Here is a 20,244-nt window from a genome sequence, read left to right as displayed (position 1 = left end):
AGATAATATTCTAATATATAAGGATTGACAACGTTCTTTTTTATTTTGTGGGATATTCAATAACACTTTTGTGATAATCCTGATTCATCCAGGTCATACTAATTTGCAAATATAGGGTGTATAAGGGGTGAAGGAATGAGTACAGCAGCGCAGAGCAGTCAGGATCAGAGAATATCTCCGAATCTTACGGAAAATACGGATTATTGCAAGAAAGTGATGGGGAATAGCAAAGACTTGATGATTCGTCCTCTGCAGTGTTTGCACAAATGGCCTTCTGTTATGTTGTACATCGATGGGATGGTAGACGTGCAGATTGTGAATCATTCCATCCTGGAACCCTTGTTACAGACCCGTGAACTGCCTGACTTTTCGGCGAAAAACGAGCATTTGAGCTATCTCCAGAATGATGTCTTGGTCGCCAGCAATGTAATATTAATCGATGAGATAAAAGACGTTCTTGATGCCCTTCTGGCGGGCTTTGCCGTTGTACTCCTAGAAGGTTCCAATCAGGGTCTGAAAATTGCAGCAGCAGGATGGGAAGATCGTGCCGTCGGTGAACCGATCTCCCAGACGGTTGTTCGAGGACCCATGGAAGGCTTTAATGAAAATTTGCGTACGAATACAGGCTTGATACGCAAACGAATTCGAGACCCCCATCTCTGGATTGAAGAAAGAGAGATTGGCCGAGTCACCAACACCAGAGTAGCCGTGGTATATCTAGAGCATATCGTCGATCAAGAGGTTGTAAAAGAACTACGGCGCAGACTTGATGAGATTGACATTGACGCTATCCTGGAAAGCGGATATATCGAGGAGCTCGTGCAGGACAAAACAGGTACGATCTTCCCTACGGTCTATAACAGTGAGCGACCAGACACCGTATGCGCTGCACTGCTCGAAGGTAGGGTCGCGATCATTGTAGACGGTACTCCTTTCGTACTGCTTGTTCCCGCTCTGTTTGTACATTTCTTTCAGTCCCCCGAGGATTACTACCAACGAGCCGATATTAGCTCATTGATTCGAATGATTCGTTATCTGGCCTTCTTTATCGCGCTGCTCGCTCCATCCTTCTATATTGCCATTACTACCTTTCACCAGGAGATGCTGCCTACCAACCTGCTTATTAGTTTGGCAGCACAGCGGGAAGGTGTTCCATTTCCGGCATTCATTGAAGCCATATTAATGGAGCTGACCTATGAAATTTTGCGGGAAGCCGGCATCCGGATTCCGAAGACCGTCGGTCAAGCCGTTTCCATCGTAGGTACCCTTGTTATTGGTCAGGCCGCAGTAGATGCAGGCGTTGTATCGGCTGCCATGGTTATTATCGTATCCATTACTGCGATATCCAGTTATGTTATTCCGGAAAATGGATTGTCCATCTCTGTGCGGATTCTACGTTTCGTCCTGATGATTCTGGCTGCAGCCTTTGGTTTCTACGGGATTCTGATGGTTCTACTAATTACGGTCACACATCTATGCAGTTTAAGATCTTTTGGTGTGTCTTACATGTCCCCGTTCGCACCTTACATCGGGAAAGATCTCAAAGATACCATTTTCCGCGTGCCTTGGTCCCGGATGAAGACCCGTCCGCTCTCTACCGGAACTGCGAACGAAACCAGGCAGGCGAACAAAAAAACGAAGCAATAATCGGTAAGGAGAACGTGTATGAACAAATGCCTACAATTGATTCTGTCTTTTGCCGTTCTGCTCCCTCTCCTTACCGGATGCTGGGATCGCCAGGAACTCAATGAACTCGGTATTATGCTGGGACTTGGTGTGGACAAGGATGGCGATATGATTAAAGTGAGTGCTCAAGTAGTTGTCCCTAATGAAGTATCCTCCAAATCAGGGGGAGGCAAAGGGACCCCTGTGACTCAGTATCAGGCTTCTGCCCCCACTCTGTTCGAAGCCATTCAAAAGTTAACGGAGTCAAGTCCACGTCGTATCTTTATGGCGCACATACGTATTTTGGTATATGGCGAAGAATACGCCCGCAAAGTCGGGATTTATGATGTGACCGAAGCTCTAATGCGGGAACCTACAGTTCGGCCTGACTATTACGTCATGGTGGCACGAAATACAACGGCTTCCAAAGTGCTTGACGTGATGACGCCTCTTGAAAACTTACCTGCGGAGAAAATGTTCAATTCATTGGATGTCTCCACCAAGACCTGGTCACCGACAACAACTGTAACCGGTGATCAGTTAATGGAATATATTTTATCTCCAGGAATACAGCCTGTGATTACCGGTGTAGAAGTCGTTGGCAATCCGGAGAAAAGCGGACACCAAGAAAATATTGCAACTATTAAGGCTCCTGCCCGACTGAATTCAACCGGGCTGTCCATATTCAAAGGAGATAAGCTGATTGGCTGGCTAACGGAGGATGAATCCAAGGGGTATAACTACATTCGAAACAATGTAGTATCCACCATCAGTCATCTGCCTTGTCGCAAAGAAGGATATGTTACCTTCAAAGCACTCCGCACAACGACCAAACGAAGTGTAAAAGTCGTTGCCGGACATCCTGTAATCAACATCAAAATGAAAAACGTATCGTCTATAGGCGCAGTGGAATGCGGAATCAAAATCGGTTCAATGGAAGTACTCAAGGAATTGGAACGAGACAGTGAGGAACGGCTCATAGAGCTGATGCAAAAATCCGTCAAGTCGGTACAGCGCAAATTTCATGTCGATATTTTCGGATTCGGGCAGGAGGTCTATCACGCTGATCCCAAGTTCTTCAAAAAGGTGGAGAAGGATTGGGATAAATATCTAGAAGATCTGGATGTCCATTACGATGTCAATGTGCAAATCAAACGTGTAGGCACACTGGATGATTCATTCAAAGATCAAATTAGGGAGTGAGACAGGTGTTACTTACACTTAGTGTCGTTGTGACCGCAGGGCTCATAGGGTGGTACGATCTGCCTGGGCTCATACGTCGCAAGGAATGGAAAGAAACAGCTGTTTACGGTGTCTTGCTGATCATAGCTACCTTTCTAAGCATCTTCGCGGCCAACCTGTGGGAGTTTCCCAGTCCACTTTATCTCATCATATGGATGTATGAACCTGTAAATCAATTTCTAGCACACTTGACTGGAACTTAGGAAAAAAGGAGGGGACATTATGCTTGAGCAGGGCCGCATCGGAACAAGACAATTGTCCATCCTTATTTTCATGATGGTGGTCGGGGATATGATGCTCATCTATCCCTCGGTCATTACTTCCTATGCCAAACAAGATGCCTGGATATGTGCTCTTGTCGGGGTTCCACTCGGGATGCTCCTCATGCTAATGTTCATAAAATTATGCAGTTTGTATCCGGGGAAGAATCTGGTACAAATTTCACGTAGCATTCTGGGATTTTGGCCAGGCAGTCTTGTATCCGTATTTTACCTTTTCTTTTTTGTAATAGGTGCCTCCACGCACACCCGAGAGGTCGGAGATTTCCTCACCTCCCAAATCTTTCAGTACACCCCGATTCGAGTCATCATCTTGATGTTTGTTATTACGCTGGGCTGGGGGGTATACCATGGTCTGGAAACGATGGGGCGAAGCAGTGAATTGCTGATGCCAATCCTTATCGTGTTTATCCTCGTGCTTGCATTCTGTCTACTACCTCAGGTTGATCCCAGTAACGTGAAGCCTGCAACGGATATCGGCGTCGTTCCCATCCTGCAGGGTATTCTCATAAGTATCATATATCCGGTAGGTGAACTGCTCCCTATTATGATGATCGTTCCCTACACACTAAAACAGGCACACCGAACTCGGGATGTTCTAGTTGCGACAGGACTTGGCAACTTGTTGCTGGCTATATTGGTTACCATCTCTCTGCTTGTACTAGGTGCGTTCCTTACACAGCACAATATCTATGCGTCCTTTGTCTTATCTCAGAAGATTAATATCGGCGGTTTTTTTGAACGCATTGAAGCCATTATGGCTTCTTCTTGGCTTATCTCCACGTATGTCAAAGCGATGGTGTATCTGTACGCATTTATTGTGGGATGTGCCGAACTGTTCAAGCTCAAGCAATACCGGATGCTTATCCTACCTGCATCATTGCTTTTATTCGGCCTTGCCAATCTGGTCTCGCCCAATTTGACCTTCATCGTCATTACGGTCGTCCCATATTGGGTAGATTGGGATACCACATTGAGTATTATATTGCCAGGGTTGTTACTGTTGGTGCATATGTTCAAAAAGGGTTGGAAAAACAAGCCTTCGGGATAAGGCAATGCTGAAGTTCTAATATGTCAGGAAAGAGGCTGTAGACCATGATAATTAAAGATAAAATTACCATTCGGCAATTTTCCCTGCTTACCTTTCTTGTCATGGTTGGGGATATGATTCTGATCTATCCTTCGTTGGTCACAACCTTGGGCAAACAAGATGCATGGATATGCTCTTTCCTCAGCCAACCTATCGGTCTATTTATCATTTGGATTTTGTACAAACTGCACCAAACCTATCCTGAACTATCTTTAATCGAAATTTGCAAGAAATTGCTTGGTCCATGGATTGGATCGGTCTTATCTGCTGGTTACCTGTTCTATTTCGCAATAGGCGCTGCCATCTGTATCCGGGAGGTTGGAGACTTCATGACGACCCAAATCTACCTCCAGACCCCTATCCGTGTCATTTTAATTATGCTCATGTGTTCCCTAATCTGGGGCCTAATGAAAGGATTGCAGACCATGGGAGCAACCAGTGAACTGTTAACCCCTATTGTTGTTGTTTTTATGGCTCTCCTGTTCGTGGGGTTGCTGCCCAACATAAAAGTCTCACATCTGCAACCATTCTTGAGCATCGGCTGGGTCCATTTAATTGAAACCGTTATTCGCGGATCCTTTACCGCCTTCGGGGAGCTGCTCGTGCTTACTATGATTCTTCCTTATGTAATGCGAGGGCCGCACCTTAAACGAGACTTGTTGCTTGCCACTTTCTGCGGAGGTCTGCTCCTGTGTGTACTGTTATTGTTTTCCCTTATGGTTGTGGGACCTTTCCTAACCCAGCATAACATTTTTATTTCGTATACCCTGTCTCAAAAAATTAATATCGGCAACTTCTTTGAGCGCATTGAAGCCTTCATGGCTACTGCCTGGTTAATTGCGACCTATTTCAAAAGTCTGCTGTACATGTTCGCTTTTGTTATAGGACTAGCTCAGCTGTTTCAGTTGAAAACATACAAACCGCTCATTCTCCCTTCATCCTTGCTCATGTTTGCATTGGCCATCCTGATTTCCCCCAATGTTATTTTTTATATCGAAACCATCATGCCTGCATGGGTGGATTGGGACATTACTTGCAGTTTTATTATTCCTCTATTGCTTTTACTTGTTCATCGCATTCGCTTCGGCAAGAACAAAAAAAATCAGACTCATCCAGAACGCTTGCCCACATAAAAAGGCTGTGCTTCACGGTATAAACCGCGAACACAGCCTTTATTATTGAGTAAACATTTTTCGATGTATAGAGAACAGACGAGCACTCTTCCTAAAGTTGCTGCAAAGCCTCAAGTGCTGCTTCAATATGGCCTTTAACTCGCACTTTCAACCACGACTTCAACAGTAGCCCCTCTTCATCAATGAGAAAAGTGGAGCGTACCATGCCCATGTATTCCTTGCCATACATCTTTTTAAGCTGCCATACGCCGTATTGCTCGGCAACCTGATGTTCTTCGTCGGATAACAGGATGAATGGCAAGCCGTATTTGGCAATGAATTTATCGTGCTGCTTCATCGGATCAATACTAATCCCCAGAATAACTGTATTTAATCCCTTGAACTCCTCATGACGATCACGGAAATCACATGCCTGCTGTGTGCAGGAAGAAGTCATATCCTTCGGGTAAAAATATATCAGCACCCGCTGTCCGCGATAATCCGAGAGTTTCACCGTCTCTCCCGTACTGGACGGAAGTTCAAAGTCTGGAGCCAGCTTGCCTTCGGTTAATGTCATCTCATTTCCTCCTATATCTCGTCTATACTTTCAATGGATATCTGTTATGATCCTGCTCCGCGATACTTCTTCACGCCATAATTCCATAGCAGAAGGCCGATGGAGCCAAACACCAATCCCATCACAGGTGTCAGCATCGCCATACGATGCATTTCGGATCGTTCCAGGAACAGGGCTGCCGGATAGATGCCCACGAAGGCAAACGGAATGACCCACGTTAACAGGACCTGAATCGCACGGTTATAGATGGTTACCGGATAGCGTCCATATCCCTGAATGTTGTACATTAATGGCAGAATGCCTGTAGGCGCGTCCGAATAAAAAGACAACGACGTCAAGGTGATATAGATACCTGCATAGATTAGCACTGAACTAAGAGTAAGAATAATGAGGGCCGGAATATGCCACCACTCCAGCACAAGCCCCATCTCCGCACCGCTGATGACCATAATGATCAGACCGATAAACGAACCAACGAGTGCAGGCGGGTCCACATTTTCAAGTAAAATCTGGAACAGGTTATGCGCAGGCCGTGTTAATATGCGATCCATCTCGCCTTTGACAATATACCGTTCACTGAACCCCCACAGATTGATAAAGCAACTGAAGATGCCGTAAGGCACCATAAAATATCCATAAACAAAAAGGACTTCACTCTCACTCCAGCCGCCCAAATTATCCGTATGTCGGAAAACCACAAAGATAAAGATCAGATTGGTTGCCTGGAACAGCAAATCCGAAAGGATTTCAACCCAAAAATCGGCGCGGTACGTGAGACGTGTTTTCATGTAATTTTTTAAATATTCCCAGATCAGACCCATATAGTACACTCTGTTATCCTCCTTGCACGAACAGACGCTTGCGCGCCTGACGCCAGATCAGCATCATCGGAATGAGCAGTATGACAAACCAGAACACCTGAATGCCGAGTACGCTCCAGATGCCTGTGCCTTCCACTCTTCCGGTGAAAACCGAACCGGGTAGATACGTAATGGCCTGAAAAGGCAATACTTTCATCACTGCGGACATCCAGCCCGGATAGAGGCTGATTGGAATGATCAGACCGGAGAACAGATCAACCACGACACGTTTCATACGCATCATGCCTTCATTGTTTTCCACAAAGAATGCGGCCAGTCCCGTAATGACATTAATCTGGGAGTTAATGAGGAAACTGAAGAACAGCATAACCAGAAAGCCAATCCACGCGGACGGCGCCGTAGGCAGTTCAACCGGAAACAACAGAATGGCAATGAGCATTCCAGGAATCATGAGCAGCAGGAAACGGAAAATACCTTCGCCCAGCCCCTGCATCATTTTGACCATGACATAGTTGATCGGTCTTATGAATTGAATGGCAATGGAGCCATCCCGAATGTCTGCGGCTATTTCCCGGTCCAGGTTGTTAAAATAAAACGCACGCGCCATCCACGATACAGCCACATATGTCGTCATCTGAGCTGCAGTAAAACCGCCCAGTTCACCACTACTGCCGTAAATGGCTTGCCACGTAAAGTAATACACGCCGATATTTAGCGTATATATCAAAATGCCGGAATAATAATTCACCCGGTATGCAAGCATCGTCAGGAACCGGATGCGCATAAAATCAAAAAATGCACTATTCATCTTAGGATACACCCACCGCTTCGTTCTTTGCTCCCACAATCTCGGGACGCTCGGCGGAACCGGATTGGTAAATACTGCGCACGATCTCATCTGTGTTAATCTCAATAATCTGAATATCGGTAATATCCGCCTGTCCAACGACGCGTCCCAGCACATCCGAAACATTGAGTTCAAGTGGAATCCAGACCGATGCGGACAGTTCGTTCTCCACCGTCCAGCGAACAGGGAGCGCAGCAGTCCATTCCAGCATTTGTTCCATGGGGTGAGCCGTGCCAAACTTGAACCGGATTTCCCGTTCCTTGCCCCACTGGGACTTCAGATGATCCAACCCGCCATCATAGATGATATTGCCCGCATCGAGCATAATAACTCTAGAGCATAAAGCTTCGATGTCCTGCAGATCATGGGTTGTCAGCAAAATGGTTGTTCCGTGTTCCTTATTCATGTCTTTCAGGAATTCACGGATTTCCGACTTCACAACAATATCCAAACCAATGGTAGGCTCATCCAGGAAAACAATATCCGGATTATGCAGCAGCGCAGCTACCAGCTCACAGCGCATACGCTGTCCAAGACTGAGCTTACGAACAGGACGGTTCAGCAAATCCTGAAGCTGCAACCGCACAACCAGTTCATCCAGACGTTTGCGGAAATCGACCTCACCTACTCGATACACCTTGCGCAGCAGATGGAAGGACTCAATGACACCGATATCCCACCAGAGTTGGCTGCGTTGACCAAATACGACACCAATATTTTGCACAAACTTCTCACGTTCCTGATACGGAACATATCCACCAACCGATATTTGCCCTGAAGTAGGCACCAAAATGCCGGTCAACATCTTAATCGTTGTTGATTTACCGGCACCGTTCTCCCCAATATATCCGCATATTTCGCCTTGCGGAATTTGAAATGAAATATCATTTACAGCCAAGACCTCCTGGTATTGACGTGCAAACAGATCCTGAAATGCGCCCTTAAGCCCTCCTCGACTTTTCTGGACGCTAAACGACTTGCGTAAATCTTTGACATCAATCGCCAGCATGATTATACCTCACTTGGATTTTGTTGAAATTGCTTGTAGCCCAAAAAGAAATTATAATAGTATCAGTCAAAATTCAGCAAGCTTTAAAAAATAGTCTAAGGCCGCGTCCTCTGTTTCATCTCACAGATATGTCGTGTACGGAAAGCCCGGGCTAGATCAAATTGGACTCATCTTCATTTATTTTGAATACAAAGGAGAGCTAGCATGACCAGAAAGACGAAGAGAACCATTTGGATTTCTCTTGCCGCCTTCGTGCTGATTGTTGGAGGCGCTGCGGCATTTTATTTCGGTTCTATTCTCAATCAGTTGAATGGCTTGCAAAAGGAAGGCGATGATTCGCCGTTTGCCGGTATCGAAAATGTTGAAAAAGTAAGTACACCGGATCCTCCGAAATGGGAAGGCACCGAAACGGTAAATATTCTCGTTATGGGTGTTGATGCCCGCGGGCTGGAGAAGGGGGAAGTTCCTCGTTCTGACAGCATGATGGTCGTTTCGCTTGACCCACTCACCAAAAAAATTAATCTATTCTCCATTCTGCGCGACACATACGTCAACATTGACGGATATGGCAAGGAACGCATCAATACTGCCATTACCCATGGTCCCAACGTGGCAATGAAAGCTGCTGGAGACCTGCTGGGTATCCCTGTCCAGTATTATGTGTATACCGATTTCCAAGGATTCATCAAATTGGTGGATGCCGTTGGCGGTGTGGATTTTGACGTAGAGAAGGACATGCACTATACAAGTAAAGCAGACAATAATGAATACGATATTGATCTGAAAAAAGGCTACCAGCATTTGGATGGCGATACGGCTCTCATGTACGTTCGCTTCCGTCATGATGCCATGTCGGATTATGCCCGCTCCGAGCGGCAGCGCGAATTCCTGAAAGCTGTAGCAGCGAAAATGCAGTCAACAACAACAATTGCCAAATTGCCTTCCATTCTGGAAGAAGTAAATCCTTATGTAGATACCAATCTGACCCTCTCCGACATGTGGAAGCTGGGCGGACTTGGATATCAGAGCAGCATGAACGGCAGCGAGCAAATTCCGCCAATGAAAATGCTCAAGGAAGAACGTACACCAGGCGGAGCTGAGGTGCTGTCGGTAACCAATGAGGACAAACTCAAGCAATATATCCAAGATATCATTCATCCTCCTGCTCAAGAAGAAGGCAGTACTACCGGAGCCGAAGACAAAACGGCCAGTGGTGACGAACAAGAATCCAAGCAACCTGCACAGTAATGAAGTGCACACGAAGAGGGCAGCCCATATGCTGCCCTCTCGCTGTGTTTTGTTTATCTAATTATGAAAGGAAAGGAAGTTATCTTATGAATCCATCACGTTCCCGTTCCGAGCTTTTATACGAAGAAGCACTTCAACATATTGTAGGAGGTGTCAACAGCCCCTCCCGTTCATTCAAAGCGGTGGGTGGCGGTGCACCTGTCTTTATGAAAAAGGCGCAAGGAGCGCACTTCTGGGATGTCGACGACAACCGTTATATCGATTATCTCGCGGCGTATGGTCCGATTGTTACAGGACATGCTCACCCTCATATTACCCAGGCGATTACCGAAGCAGCAGCAAATGGCGTGCTGTACGGCACGCCTACGGAACTTGAGATCAAGCTCGCCAAAATGCTGAAGGAAGCCATTCCTTCAATGGACAAGGTTCGTTTCGTAAACTCCGGTACAGAAGCAGTCATGACCACCATCCGGGTTGCCCGTGCTTACACCAAACGTAATAAAATCGTGAAATTCGCCGGATGTTATCATGGTCACTCCGACCTGGTTCTTGTGGCAGCAGGTTCGGGTCCTTCCACGCTTGGTATTCCCGATAGTGCAGGCATTCCAACAAGCATTGCGCACGAAGTCATCACGGTACCTTTCAACGATCTGGACAGCCTGAAAGCGGCTCTGGAGCGTTGGGGCGATGATGTCGCTGCAGTCATGGTAGAACCGATTGTCGGCAACTTCGGTATGGTTATGCCGGAACCTGGCTTCCTGGAAGGACTCTGTGCCATGACACGGGACAATGGTTCACTTGTCATTTACGACGAAGTAATTACAGCCTTCCGTTTCCACTATGGCTCCACACAGACGTACGCTGGACTGGACAATCATGCGGAGATCGAACCGGATCTGACTGCTCTTGGTAAAATCATCGGCGGCGGTCTGCCAATTGGTGCTTACGGCGGTCGTAAACAGGTTATGGAGCAGGTTGCTCCACTCGGTCCGGCCTATCAAGCCGGAACGATGGCTGGTAACCCTGCGTCTATCTCTGCGGGTATCGCTTGTTTGGAAGTTCTGCAAGGCGAAGGCGTATATGCCGAGATGGAACGTCTTGCAATTGATCTGACAACAGGACTTCAGGCTTCTGCGGATCGTCATGGCATTGCATTAACCATTAACCGAATTCGTGGTGCCTTTTCCACCCACTTCTGTGACCATCCAATTACGAACTATGATCAAGCCCAGGATACCGATGGGGAACTGTTCGCTTCTTTCTTCCGTCATATGCTGAATCGTGGCATTAATCTGGCTCCTTCCAAATATGAAGCCTGGTTCCTGACCACTGCACATACGGACAAGGATGTTCAAGAAACATTGGAAGCCGCAGAAGCTTCATTCAAAGCTATGGCTCAGGCGTAAACGGTTATCTAAACAATTCACACGTTGCATCATAGAAATTTACCATTTGAAATAAGGCGTCCCCCAAGCGATTATTCCGCTTGTGTGGGCGCCTTTTGCAGTTTTGCTATTTCCTCACGGATAATCCGCAGCCCTTCCTTGATCCGTTGCTTTGGTACATTCGATATGTTTAACCGCAGCATTTTATCCTGATGTATCTCCTGTGCATCTTCCGGATAATATCGTTCTGTTGTGTCGGCAATGACTCCCCGTTGATCCAACCGGGACAGCAAAACCTTGAGCGGCATATCCTTAGGCAGTGGCAGAACCGTATGCTCCCCTCCTGTACGAGGTGCATTCGCAAATGGAGTGAAGTCCGGGTAGGCATTGAGCTGTTGATACAGCTTGTTCATCCGGGCAGCATAACGGCTGCGGATCACTTTACCATGGTGAGCAAACATCCCGTTCCGGATGTAGACCTCCAGTGCTGCCTGAGACAGTACCGCAGTGTCAATGTCGAGCATTTTTTTGTATTTACTAAACGATGCAGTAAGACTCGCAGGCAGGATAGCCACGCCAATCCGCAGGCCGGGAAACAGGATTTTGGAGTAACTTTTCAGATAAATGACTCGCCCTTCCGTATCATACGACCATAACGGGTCCTGCTTTGTGTTCTCTTCCAGATCAGCCAAGAAATCATCCTCTACCAGATAGACATCGTAACGCTGTGCCAGCCGGATCAATCTTTTCTTCTCAGCTGCCGTCAGGGAAGTCCCAATCGGGTTGTGGAAACGCGGCATGACATAAAAAAATTTGATATCTCCTTCGCGGAACTGTCGTTCGAGCGCGTCCCAATCCAGGCCCTCCAGAGAGCGTCTGACACCTGCAATAGGTACATTTAGACCTTGTAAAAGAGAAGGCATATTATGATAACCCGGCAGTTCCAGCATCACCTGCTTTTTCCCATTTGGAAAAGGCATTAACGCCAGCACAGCTAGAGCTTGCTGCACCCCTGAAGTAATAAAGAACTGCTCCTTCCCGGCAAACACCTGATAATCGGCGAATTGCTTCTGCAACAATTCAATCAAGGAAGGCAAGCCTCTCTCGGTTCCATACAAAAACAAATCCGCCTGTTTCTTCTCCATTGCCTGATCCACACAATGGCGAAAATCGGAATAAGGGAATACTCGCGGATCAGGAGCTGCGGAGGCAAAATCCAGCGGTCCCTGCCACTCTCCATCCTCCACTTCGGCTCCATTCTGTACCGCATAGTATCCGGACTGAGGCACCGCGTAGACCAGATGCCGCTCTTCCAGCCACTCATACGCTCGTATGGCTGTACTCACACTACATTGATACTGCTCAGCCAGAACACGCACAGCCGGCAGTTTGATTCCTTTGTCCTGCCATTGTCCACTATTCTGCTGCCGCAATTGGTCCTGAATCCATTGCTTAAGTGATTCGGCGATGATTTCGTATTTTCTCATTGGATTCTGCCACTCCTCCGACTTCAGCATTACCTTAAGTGTACCGGTACAGTAAACGTTTTTGTCTATTGTACCACTATTGGTCTGGCAGTATATTGAATAAGGTCAGATCGCACACATTGGAGGAAACCTTATGAACAATACTCAAACTAGAACATACGCATATGTAGCAGCTGTTTTATATGCAGCCATTATTGGTTTATCCTTTTTATTTGTCAAAATGACGGTGAGTGTCGCACATCCAATTGATGTACTTGCACATCGTTTTGCTTTGTCATTACTCGTAGTCAGCATCCCTGTCATTTTCGGATGGATCAAGATCAAGCTAACCCTTCGTGATCTATGGCGTATCATTCCGCTAGGGCTGCTCTCTCCTGTTTTGTTCTTTGCCTTTCAGGCATTCGGGTTAGTCTCGTCCAACTCATCGGAAGCAGGGATTATCCAGGCGATGGCCCCCGTATTCACACTTGTGTTGGCCTCTATCTTTCTAAAAGAACGTACATCCCTTTTGCAAAAACTGTTCCTGCTGTTGTCCGTGGCAGGTGTAATCTTTATTTTCTTGATGAAAGGGAGCGGGATGTCGGCAGGCAACTTTAAAGGTATTGCTTTACTGCTGCTCTCCACGGTGTGTTTTGCAGGTTATGGTGTATTGGCAAGACCCTTAGCGCAGAAATATAAACCGATGGAATTGACCTGGGTGACCCTGATGGTTGGATTTATCGTGTTCAACGCAGCTTCTCTGATTCGTCATGCGTCGAGCGGAACCATGATGGATTATGTGAAGCCACTCGGAGATGCATCTTACCTAGGAGCACTGGCCTATCTGGCTGTCCTCTCCACCATGTTCTCCACGCTGCTGGCGAGTTATGCCCTGACTCATCTGGAAGCTTCCAAAATGAGTGTATTCAGTAATTTTTCCACACTCATCTCGATTGCTGGCGGAGCCTGGATATTGCATGAACCTGTCCATGGATACCACTTTGTTGGAGCCTTGCTGATCATCGCAGGTGTACTTGGCACCAATATGAGCGGAAGAAAACGCAAGCTGGTCAATCCAGATAAAGCATGATACAATGTGAAAAATTATAAACGGATGTTATCAACAATGATGAAGAGAAGTACACAGGACAGGATACCTCAGAGAGCCGGCGGATGGTGTGAGCAGGTGTATCGGTCATGTGGAAATGGGCTTCGGAGTTCCGAGTTGAACCCGTTCTGCCACCTGTACTCAGGAGCGCGGATCGTCAGTAGGCAAGGCGGCATGTTCAGCCGTTATCCATGGACAGGATATCGATAAGGAATATGTGGGCTTCCTGCATATATTTATCCGTATCCCTCAAGTGGGCCGCAACCAGCGGCCAATTAAGGTGGCACCGCGAAGCATAAGCCTCGTCCTTCTATTCTGTTCCCGTCTGGGAAACAGGATGAAGGACGAGGCTATTTTTGATTTATGTATGTACTCAAAACTGTTGCAGGCTGAAAGGAGGTGATGGTCGTGGAAGACGGCTGGTGGCGTCAGCAATTAAGGATCGAAAAATCACAACATCAAAGGAGAATGAACCATGAACAAGAACAAAAGACATTATTTTAACCGGAGACCGGACAACCGGACAGCTTCATCTCGGCCATTACGTTGGCAGCCTGCGCAGTCGGGTGCAATTGCAGGATGAGTACAAAACGTATATTTTACTGGCTGATGTACAGGCGCTTACGACCCACTATGATCAACCGGGACTGATTGCAGACAGCGTGCATCAAGTGACACTCGATTATCTTGCCGTAGGTATCGATCCCAATAAAGCCACTCTGTTCATCCAGTCGATGATCCCCGAAATTGCCGAGCTGACTGTCATATTCTCCATGTTTATCACGGTGAACAGTCTTCGGCATAATCCCACGATTAAAAACGAAGCGCGTGACCGTGGCTATAAGGATCTCTATTATGGATTTCTTGGATATCCCGTCAGCCAAGCTGCGGATATTGCGTTCTGCAAAGCAACCCTTGTTCCAGCGGGAGAAGACCAGATCCCACATATCGAAACTGCACGGAAACTGGTACGGCGGTTCAATGAATTATATTCGCCAGTTCTGCCTGAACCACGTATTCTGACCGGAGAACGGCTGGGCGGACTGGATGGCGTGGGCAAAATGAGCAAAAGCATGGGCAACGCCATCTCGTTGAATGCTCACCCTGATGATGTATATGCCAAGCTGGCCAGGGCAAAAACTTATCCTGCCCGCATTCATCGTTCTGACCCGGGACATCCGGATATTTGTCCGGTGTTTGCCTATCACCAGCTGTTTCGAAAGGATGAGGCCGCTGAGATTCATGCGAACTGTAGTAATGGCACCATTGGTTGCAAGGATTGCAAGAAGATTGCAGGCACTGCAATTAACGAACTGCTCTCCCCTTTTCGTGAACGGCGAAATTACTATGAACAACGTGGACATAAAGTAAAAGAAATCCTCGTGGAAGGCACACGCCAGGCCCGTCAGGCTGCACGTGAGACGATGCTTGAGGTTCGTGAAGCGATGGGGATACGTTATTTCGACTGACGGTATGAGAAGGCTTGATCACGTTAACACTGCTGAGAACAGTATATTGGGAAAAGAGGTCCCCTCAGCATGAAACCAACACAGCCTTCTTTTTTGCAAGCCATGATGTTAATGATGTTATCTGTCGGCCTGATCAGTCACGTCCTGATCATCCCTGCCCTTTTGTCTTCGGCCAAAAGAGATGCATGGATATCCGTTCTGTTGTCTGCAGGGCCTTATCTTTTATTCACTCTAATGCTTGCGTATGTCTCTCGTTTTCTCCAGCATCAAACCCTGCATGAATGGCTGACTTCCCGTCTTGGCAAGCCTATTGGTCTGCTGTTTCGGGTGGGAAACAGCCTCTTTTTTCTGTCCATGATCTACTTCACTCTGCATGATACCACCACTTGGGCCAAAACCAATTATCTGACGGAGACGCCAATATTGGTTACAAGCATTGCCCTGATGTCTCTCTGTGCCTATGCGGCATATAAAGGAGTACGCTCTCTGGCATTTACAGCAGGATTGATCCTGCCCTTGGTTGTGCTACTTGGCTTCTATGTCGCTATCGTTAATACACAATACAAGGATTACAGTCGTCTGTTGCCTGTGCTTGAACATGGCTGGCATCCCGTACTTCATGGCACAGTCTACAGCCTTTCAGGCATGTTTGAGTTGCTGTTCATCTGGTACTTGCAGCCCCACCTCTCCAAGCGTATACGTGTATGGCAGTATCTGATGCTCGCATCAATTATTCTTGGTCTGACACTTGGCCCACTCATTGGGGCAATCGTGGAATTCGACCCTTTCGAAGCTGCCAAAATGCGATATCCCGCCTTTGAAGAATGGCGAATTGCCTCCTTGGGCAAATATATTGCCCAGACTGATTTCTTTTCCATTTACCAATGGCTCGCCGGTTCTTTCACCCGGATTAGTCTGGCCATGTATATTGTGGTAGAAATTTGGAATATTAAGAGCGCCTCCAGAAGGATCATATGTTGTGTCACTCTTGGCGTCTTATTTATTCTTTCCATGCTGTATCCTCTGGATGATATGACATTCGAAAAGCTGCTTGTCCAATACATATTCCCGTTCAATCTCATGTATCTGAGCGGACTAGCGGTGGTTGCAACAGCAGTTGCATACATCAGTTCACGCCATCAGAGGAGGAAACATCATGGAGCACCAAACGATTGACACCACGTCCCATGAAACACTGCTTGCCTCTTTCGAAGAGCAGTTCAATCCCTGCGCAGATGTTGTTATTCAGACCTTTCCAGCCAAAGATGAAACCGATATGTCGGTGATTATGCTCTATTGCGACGGTTTGGTCGATGGCAAACAAATCAACCAGTTTATTATCCCACGGCTGGAAAGACATTCTCTGTTCATAGAAGAAGCACATCCCAAAGAATTGGGATTAACATTGAATCCGGTGGAAGATCTCACAGATGCAGAGAATTTAAACCTGTTGATTTTTAGTGGACAATTACTGCTCATTTTCGGAAATGGTGATCAGTCCTGCAGTCTAGATATCGCGAGTATACCGGGAAGAAACCCTGAGGAATCGGCGATCGAGTCATCGATTAAAGGGCCTCGTGACGGGTTCACCGAAGAGCTGTCTGTGAATATCGGCCTCGTTCGTAAACGAATGAAAACCTCTTCCATGTGTTATGAAAAATATGTTAAAGGTGGTCGTACCCAGACCTCTATTGGTCTGTTGTATGTCAAAGACATTATAAACCCCGATATTCTGGAAGAAGCACGCCAAAATCTCGACAAAATTGAGATCGATGGCATTCTCGGTACCTCCATTATGGAACGTGCGATTATGGGGGGAATTCGCAGCATCTTCCCACTCACGGACAATACGGAGCGACCCGATTATGTCGTGGACTCCCTTTTAAATGGGCGTTTTGCTGTACTTATCGAAGGTTCTCCCGTAGCAATCATCGCGCCAACTACGCTGTTCAATCAGTTGAAATCGCCCGAAGACGAGAGTACCCCATTTTTCATTGTGACTTTTGAACGCATTTTGCGCATTTCCGGATTGCTGATCGCCTGTTTCTTCCCCGCATTTTATATCGGCCTGACCAGTTTCAATGTGGAACAGATTCCACTACCCTTTCTGGCAACGATTTCTGGTACACGGATGGGTCTGCCTATGCCAGTGACGCTGGAGGCATTTTTGATGATTTTTATGTTTGAGTTGTTTAATGAAGCAGGCCGGAGACTGCCTCGGGCATTGGGACAGACCGTCAGCGTTGTAGGTGGGCTTATTATCGGAGATGCCGCTATTCGTGCTGGAATCACTTCTCCTACCATTATTGTCACAGTAGCCATCTCAGTTATCTCCAGCTATATTCTGGTGAATACCGTGCTCAGTGGGGCTACGGCCCAAGTCCGAATCGGAATGCTTTTCATTTCTACCATTCTTGGCTTATTCGGATTCATGCTTGGACTGTTTGCTCTGCTGGTGCACCTCGTATCCCTTGAGTGTTATGGCGTATCATACCTGTCACCCGTCTCTCCGTATATTCCCGGCGACTTCACCCAAGCCGTATCCATGCCCCCTTCCATGAAACGGACCAAGCGCCCAGCTGTACTCCATACGCAGGATTCTACCCGTCGGAGGAAACGCTCGTGACAAGATGGATGGCTAAGGTTAGCTTGTTTATAAGCTGCTTCATCCTGCTGACCGGGTGTTGGGATTCCAAAGAGATTCAGAGCATTAACTTTATCACGGCTGTAGGGATAGACTATGTGGACAGCCAGTACATTGCTTACGCTCAACTCATTGATTTCTCCAGTATTGCCAAGCAGGAAGGACCAACTTCAAGGGAAGCAAGTGATATCTGGATAGGACGGGGTGAGGGTTCTACGCTGAGTATGGCTATTGATGACCTATATCAAACTTCTCAGCAACAAACACTGTGGACCCATGTAAAAGCGATTGTCTTATCCAAAAATGTGTTGAATGGACGGCTGGAGGATGTGTTCAATACATTGTTGCATTCAGGCCAGCTGAGATATACACCTTGGATCTACGGTACGGATCATAATATTCCAGATGTGCTTTCTCCCTCAGCATTGCTGAATCAATCTGCCCAGACCATCGAGCTGTTCGAACCGATGAAGCTGTATAAGCAACATTCCGGTTATGAACCCATCCGGCTTCATCAGCTCCTTGACGGATTTCGGGAGCCGGCTTCAGTTATTCTCTTGCCTTCCATTACCAATCAGAACGAGACCTGGCATAATGGGGATAAAACACCCCCGCTTATTAGAATGGATGGGTTTTATGTCATTTCAAACGGTAAAAGTCAAGGCAGGATCACGGGCAAAGACGCTGATGGTACACGATTCGTGAATTATGACCGCGTCTATCAATATCCGTTGTACGTATACAGAAAAGGGAGTAAAACTCCGGATCTGACGCTTAGGCTTAATAACCCAAAGACTACGATTAAAGCAAGGAAAGAAGGAAATGGTGTTACATTTGACCTAGTTATTTCGGTTAAAAGCGCCATCATTGAGGATCACGACTCTCACCGGTCTCCCCATGTCATGGAAAAGGAGGCGGAGAAACAGATTGAGTCCGAAATCCGCAATACGTTTGAGAAAACCAAATCACGCAAAATTGATTCCTACGGTTTTGTGGAATATCTCTATCGCCATGACCTCCCCCTATGGAGACAGGAGGTATACAAACGGGCTAATCCACTTGAGCGGTTTAAACTTGGAAAGGTGGAGGTTCATGTGAAAATCCTCAATGCCAGTACGTATAAATACAATGAGTAGCGCAAAAAGACGATCAGCAGCCTGCAGTTCATGCAAGGTTACGGGTCGTCTTTGCTTTTCATGAATTCACATGTTATCCCAATGGAAACGCCATAACACTCATGAGTGCCAGTTCAGGCTGAGTTGTATCTAGACGACTGTACTGTACGATAACAGGAACATCGCTGGAGACGGTAATTGCATAGGGTACTCCCGGAGGAATAAGTTGTTCACCCGATCTCAGCGACGCTGTCCGGATATGCTTTGTTCTCCGAGCAGGCACCTCAGCCACGATGGCTTCGAGCGGTTCCCTGTCTTCGAAGTAAATCGTCATTTGCAACTGTGCATCCACTGTGCCTGTATTTAATACACAGATGCTCTCATGACTCTCCAGTGAGCCCGAGCTGTCCGGTGGAATGTAACCATCGGGAATTACCCAGTAGGTGTGACCTTTTGCAGTGGAAGATGTTTTATGTGCTGAAGTGTTCGTCTGATCCTGTGCCATTGAATACGTCCTCCTTTGCTAATGCAATAATTAGTTAAACACTCGGGAGGCTCGCGGTGCGGTCGCTTCGGCGGGAGGATCGGGCTGTGGGCCGCTGTTGGCTCGGGATTTCTTTTCATTCCCCCTCAGCAGGGGAAATCCCGCTCCAAAGGCGGACGCTTCGCTCCCACTGCTCCGATTCCGCCCTCCTCCGCTGCAACGCTCGCCACGGCTTTTTAAAGGCTTATTGCCTTCGCTATGTTCGCTGGGCAACTTAAGAGCAAGTTTGCTCGTTACTTCGTTAACTCGCTAAATAAAATGGCTTCGCGGTGCGGGCGCTTCGGTGGGAGGATCGGGCTGTGGGCCGCTGTTGGCTCGGGATTTCTTTTTATCCCCCCTCAGCAGGGGAAATCCCGCTCCAAAGGCGGACGCTTCGCTCCCACTGCTCCGATGCCGCCCCCTCCGCTGCAACGCTCGCCATGGCTTTTTAAAGGCTTATTGTCTTCGCTATGTTCGCTGGGCAACTTTTCGGGAGGCTCGTTACTTCGTTAACTCGCTGAATAAAATGGCTTCACGGTGCGGACACTTCGATGGGCGGATCGGGCTGTGGGCCGCTGTTGGCTCGCGATTTCTTTTCATTCCCCCTCAGCAGGGGAAATCCCGCTCCAAAGGCGGACGCTTCGC

18 protein-coding genes and 1 other annotated feature are annotated in these 20,244 nt (G+C 47.3%); of the genes, 12 read left to right on the top strand and 6 right to left on the bottom strand.

What is annotated here, in order from left to right; translation table 11 throughout:
• The first annotated feature begins 135 nt into the window (after positions 1 to 135).
• The 5 genes from ACDJ58_RS02345 to ACDJ58_RS02325 are packed head-to-tail and all read left to right on the top strand — an operon-like array spanning position 136 to position 5,408.
• Positions 136 to 1,647: a spore germination protein gene (locus ACDJ58_RS02345; RefSeq protein ID WP_413375164.1), complete on the top strand. Its 1,512-nt coding sequence runs from the start codon at positions 136 to 138 to the stop codon at positions 1,645 to 1,647.
• Positions 1,648 to 1,665: 18 nt separating this feature from the next.
• Positions 1,666 to 2,868, top strand: a complete 1,203-nt coding sequence (locus ACDJ58_RS02340; RefSeq protein ID WP_413375162.1) for a Ger(x)C family spore germination protein — start codon at positions 1,666 to 1,668, stop codon at positions 2,866 to 2,868.
• A gap of 5 nt (positions 2,869 to 2,873) precedes the next feature.
• Positions 2,874 to 3,110, top strand: a complete 237-nt coding sequence (locus ACDJ58_RS02335; RefSeq protein WP_413375160.1) for a hypothetical protein — start codon at positions 2,874 to 2,876, stop codon at positions 3,108 to 3,110.
• Positions 3,111 to 3,129: 19 nt separating this feature from the next.
• Complete coding sequence (locus ACDJ58_RS02330) at positions 3,130 to 4,236, top strand: GerAB/ArcD/ProY family transporter (RefSeq protein WP_413375158.1); 1,107 nt, start codon at positions 3,130 to 3,132, stop codon at positions 4,234 to 4,236.
• A gap of 44 nt (positions 4,237 to 4,280) precedes the next feature.
• Positions 4,281 to 5,408: a GerAB/ArcD/ProY family transporter gene (locus ACDJ58_RS02325; protein ID WP_413375156.1), complete on the top strand. Its 1,128-nt coding sequence runs from the start codon at positions 4,281 to 4,283 to the stop codon at positions 5,406 to 5,408.
• 91 nt (positions 5,409 to 5,499) lie between these two features.
• Here ACDJ58_RS02325 and bcp read toward each other — a convergent pair whose 3' ends face one another.
• The 4 genes from bcp to ACDJ58_RS02305 are packed head-to-tail and all read right to left on the bottom strand — an operon-like array spanning position 5,500 to position 8,641.
• Positions 5,500 to 5,964 carry a thioredoxin-dependent thiol peroxidase gene (gene bcp / locus ACDJ58_RS02320; protein ID WP_413375154.1) on the bottom strand — a complete coding sequence of 155 codons (465 nt, stop codon included), beginning with the start codon at positions 5,962 to 5,964 and terminating at the stop codon, positions 5,500 to 5,502.
• 44 nt (positions 5,965 to 6,008) lie between these two features.
• Positions 6,009 to 6,785, bottom strand: a complete 777-nt coding sequence (locus tag ACDJ58_RS02315) for an ABC transporter permease (RefSeq protein ID WP_175382219.1) — start codon at positions 6,783 to 6,785, stop codon at positions 6,009 to 6,011.
• Positions 6,786 to 6,798: 13 nt separating this feature from the next.
• The gene (locus ACDJ58_RS02310) at positions 6,799 to 7,593 is read right to left on the bottom strand and encodes an ABC transporter permease (protein ID WP_053779604.1); all 795 of its coding nucleotides are present in this window, start codon (positions 7,591 to 7,593) and stop codon (positions 6,799 to 6,801) included.
• A gap of 1 nt (position 7,594) precedes the next feature.
• Entirely contained in the window at positions 7,595 to 8,641 is a 1,047-nt protein-coding gene (locus ACDJ58_RS02305; protein WP_413375152.1) for an ATP-binding cassette domain-containing protein, read from the bottom strand.
• Between the two features lie 204 nt (positions 8,642 to 8,845).
• Between ACDJ58_RS02305 and ACDJ58_RS02300 the strand changes: the two genes are divergently transcribed.
• Both ACDJ58_RS02300 and ACDJ58_RS02295 read left to right on the top strand, forming a co-directional pair.
• On the top strand, positions 8,846 to 9,889 hold the full coding sequence (locus ACDJ58_RS02300) for an LCP family protein (protein ID WP_413375150.1): 1,044 nt from the start codon (positions 8,846 to 8,848) through the stop codon (positions 9,887 to 9,889).
• Between the two features lie 86 nt (positions 9,890 to 9,975).
• Positions 9,976 to 11,295: a glutamate-1-semialdehyde 2,1-aminomutase gene (locus ACDJ58_RS02295; RefSeq protein WP_413375148.1), complete on the top strand. Its 1,320-nt coding sequence runs from the start codon at positions 9,976 to 9,978 to the stop codon at positions 11,293 to 11,295.
• 71 nt (positions 11,296 to 11,366) lie between these two features.
• On the opposite strand, the gene ACDJ58_RS02290 is transcribed toward ACDJ58_RS02295, so the two are convergent.
• Positions 11,367 to 12,761 (bottom strand): PLP-dependent aminotransferase family protein, encoded by a 1,395-nt coding sequence (locus ACDJ58_RS02290; protein WP_413375146.1) that lies wholly within the window; start codon positions 12,759 to 12,761, stop codon positions 11,367 to 11,369.
• Between the two features lie 133 nt (positions 12,762 to 12,894).
• On the opposite strand from ACDJ58_RS02290, the gene ACDJ58_RS02285 reads away from it, so the two are divergent.
• The 5 genes from ACDJ58_RS02285 to ACDJ58_RS02265 all read left to right on the top strand — a co-directional run bounded on the left by ACDJ58_RS02285 (position 12,895) and on the right by ACDJ58_RS02265 (position 19,097).
• On the top strand, positions 12,895 to 13,830 hold the full coding sequence (locus ACDJ58_RS02285; protein ID WP_413375144.1) for a DMT family transporter: 936 nt from the start codon (positions 12,895 to 12,897) through the stop codon (positions 13,828 to 13,830).
• Positions 13,831 to 13,857: 27 nt separating this feature from the next.
• Positions 13,858 to 14,161: a binding site (T-box leader), on the top strand.
• Positions 14,162 to 14,342: 181 nt separating this feature from the next.
• Positions 14,343 to 15,317, top strand: a complete 975-nt coding sequence (gene trpS / locus ACDJ58_RS02280; RefSeq protein ID WP_413379431.1) for a tryptophan--tRNA ligase — start codon at positions 14,343 to 14,345, stop codon at positions 15,315 to 15,317.
• Positions 15,318 to 15,386: 69 nt separating this feature from the next.
• A complete protein-coding gene (locus tag ACDJ58_RS02275) occupies positions 15,387 to 16,493 on the top strand; it encodes a GerAB/ArcD/ProY family transporter (RefSeq protein ID WP_413375142.1) in 1,107 nt (368 codons plus the stop codon).
• Positions 16,474 to 17,943 (top strand): spore germination protein, encoded by a 1,470-nt coding sequence (locus tag ACDJ58_RS02270; RefSeq protein ID WP_413375140.1) that lies wholly within the window; start codon positions 16,474 to 16,476, stop codon positions 17,941 to 17,943. The genes ACDJ58_RS02275 and ACDJ58_RS02270 overlap by 20 nt, the downstream gene beginning before the upstream one ends.
• Positions 17,940 to 19,097 (top strand): Ger(x)C family spore germination protein, encoded by a 1,158-nt coding sequence (locus ACDJ58_RS02265; RefSeq protein ID WP_413375138.1) that lies wholly within the window; start codon positions 17,940 to 17,942, stop codon positions 19,095 to 19,097. Before ACDJ58_RS02270 ends, ACDJ58_RS02265 begins: the two co-directional genes overlap by 4 nt.
• Before the next feature lie 73 nt (positions 19,098 to 19,170).
• Here the strand turns inward: ACDJ58_RS02265 and ACDJ58_RS02260 are convergent, their stop codons facing one another.
• Positions 19,171 to 19,581: a sensory rhodopsin transducer gene (locus tag ACDJ58_RS02260; RefSeq protein WP_413375136.1), complete on the bottom strand. Its 411-nt coding sequence runs from the start codon at positions 19,579 to 19,581 to the stop codon at positions 19,171 to 19,173.
• Positions 19,582 to 20,244 lie beyond the last annotated feature (663 nt).

The organism is Paenibacillus taichungensis, from assembly GCF_047302525.1.
Classification (GTDB): Bacteria; Bacillota; Bacilli; order Paenibacillales; family Paenibacillaceae; genus Paenibacillus; species Paenibacillus taichungensis_B.
This window is presented reverse-complemented; position numbering and strand designations above follow the sequence as displayed.

What these genes read in the sequence shown, in the direction of transcription:
- ACDJ58_RS02300 (WP_413375150.1), top strand. Translation starts at nt 8,846, where the DNA reads ATGACCAGAAAGACGAAGAGAACCATTTGGATTTCTCTTGCCGCCTTC.
- ACDJ58_RS02310 (WP_053779604.1), bottom strand. Translation starts at nt 7,593, where the DNA reads ATGAATAGTGCATTTTTTGATTTTATGCGCATCCGGTTCCTGACGATG.
- ACDJ58_RS02330 (WP_413375158.1), top strand. Translation starts at nt 3,130, where the DNA reads ATGCTTGAGCAGGGCCGCATCGGAACAAGACAATTGTCCATCCTTATT.
- ACDJ58_RS02285 (WP_413375144.1), top strand. Translation starts at nt 12,895, where the DNA reads ATGAACAATACTCAAACTAGAACATACGCATATGTAGCAGCTGTTTTA.
- ACDJ58_RS02295 (WP_413375148.1), top strand. Translation starts at nt 9,976, where the DNA reads ATGAATCCATCACGTTCCCGTTCCGAGCTTTTATACGAAGAAGCACTT.
- ACDJ58_RS02325 (WP_413375156.1), top strand. Translation starts at nt 4,281, where the DNA reads ATGATAATTAAAGATAAAATTACCATTCGGCAATTTTCCCTGCTTACC.
- ACDJ58_RS02260 (WP_413375136.1), bottom strand. Translation starts at nt 19,581, where the DNA reads ATGGCACAGGATCAGACGAACACTTCAGCACATAAAACATCTTCCACT.
- ACDJ58_RS02275 (WP_413375142.1), top strand. Translation starts at nt 15,387, where the DNA reads ATGAAACCAACACAGCCTTCTTTTTTGCAAGCCATGATGTTAATGATG.
- ACDJ58_RS02290 (WP_413375146.1), bottom strand. Translation starts at nt 12,761, where the DNA reads ATGAGAAAATACGAAATCATCGCCGAATCACTTAAGCAATGGATTCAG.
- ACDJ58_RS02305 (WP_413375152.1), bottom strand. Translation starts at nt 8,641, where the DNA reads ATGCTGGCGATTGATGTCAAAGATTTACGCAAGTCGTTTAGCGTCCAG.
- ACDJ58_RS02340 (WP_413375162.1), top strand. Translation starts at nt 1,666, where the DNA reads ATGAACAAATGCCTACAATTGATTCTGTCTTTTGCCGTTCTGCTCCCT.
- ACDJ58_RS02315 (WP_175382219.1), bottom strand. Translation starts at nt 6,785, where the DNA reads ATGGGTCTGATCTGGGAATATTTAAAAAATTACATGAAAACACGTCTC.
- ACDJ58_RS02270 (WP_413375140.1), top strand. Translation starts at nt 16,474, where the DNA reads ATGGAGCACCAAACGATTGACACCACGTCCCATGAAACACTGCTTGCC.
- ACDJ58_RS02345 (WP_413375164.1), top strand. Translation starts at nt 136, where the DNA reads ATGAGTACAGCAGCGCAGAGCAGTCAGGATCAGAGAATATCTCCGAAT.
- bcp (WP_413375154.1), bottom strand. Translation starts at nt 5,964, where the DNA reads ATGACATTAACCGAAGGCAAGCTGGCTCCAGACTTTGAACTTCCGTCC.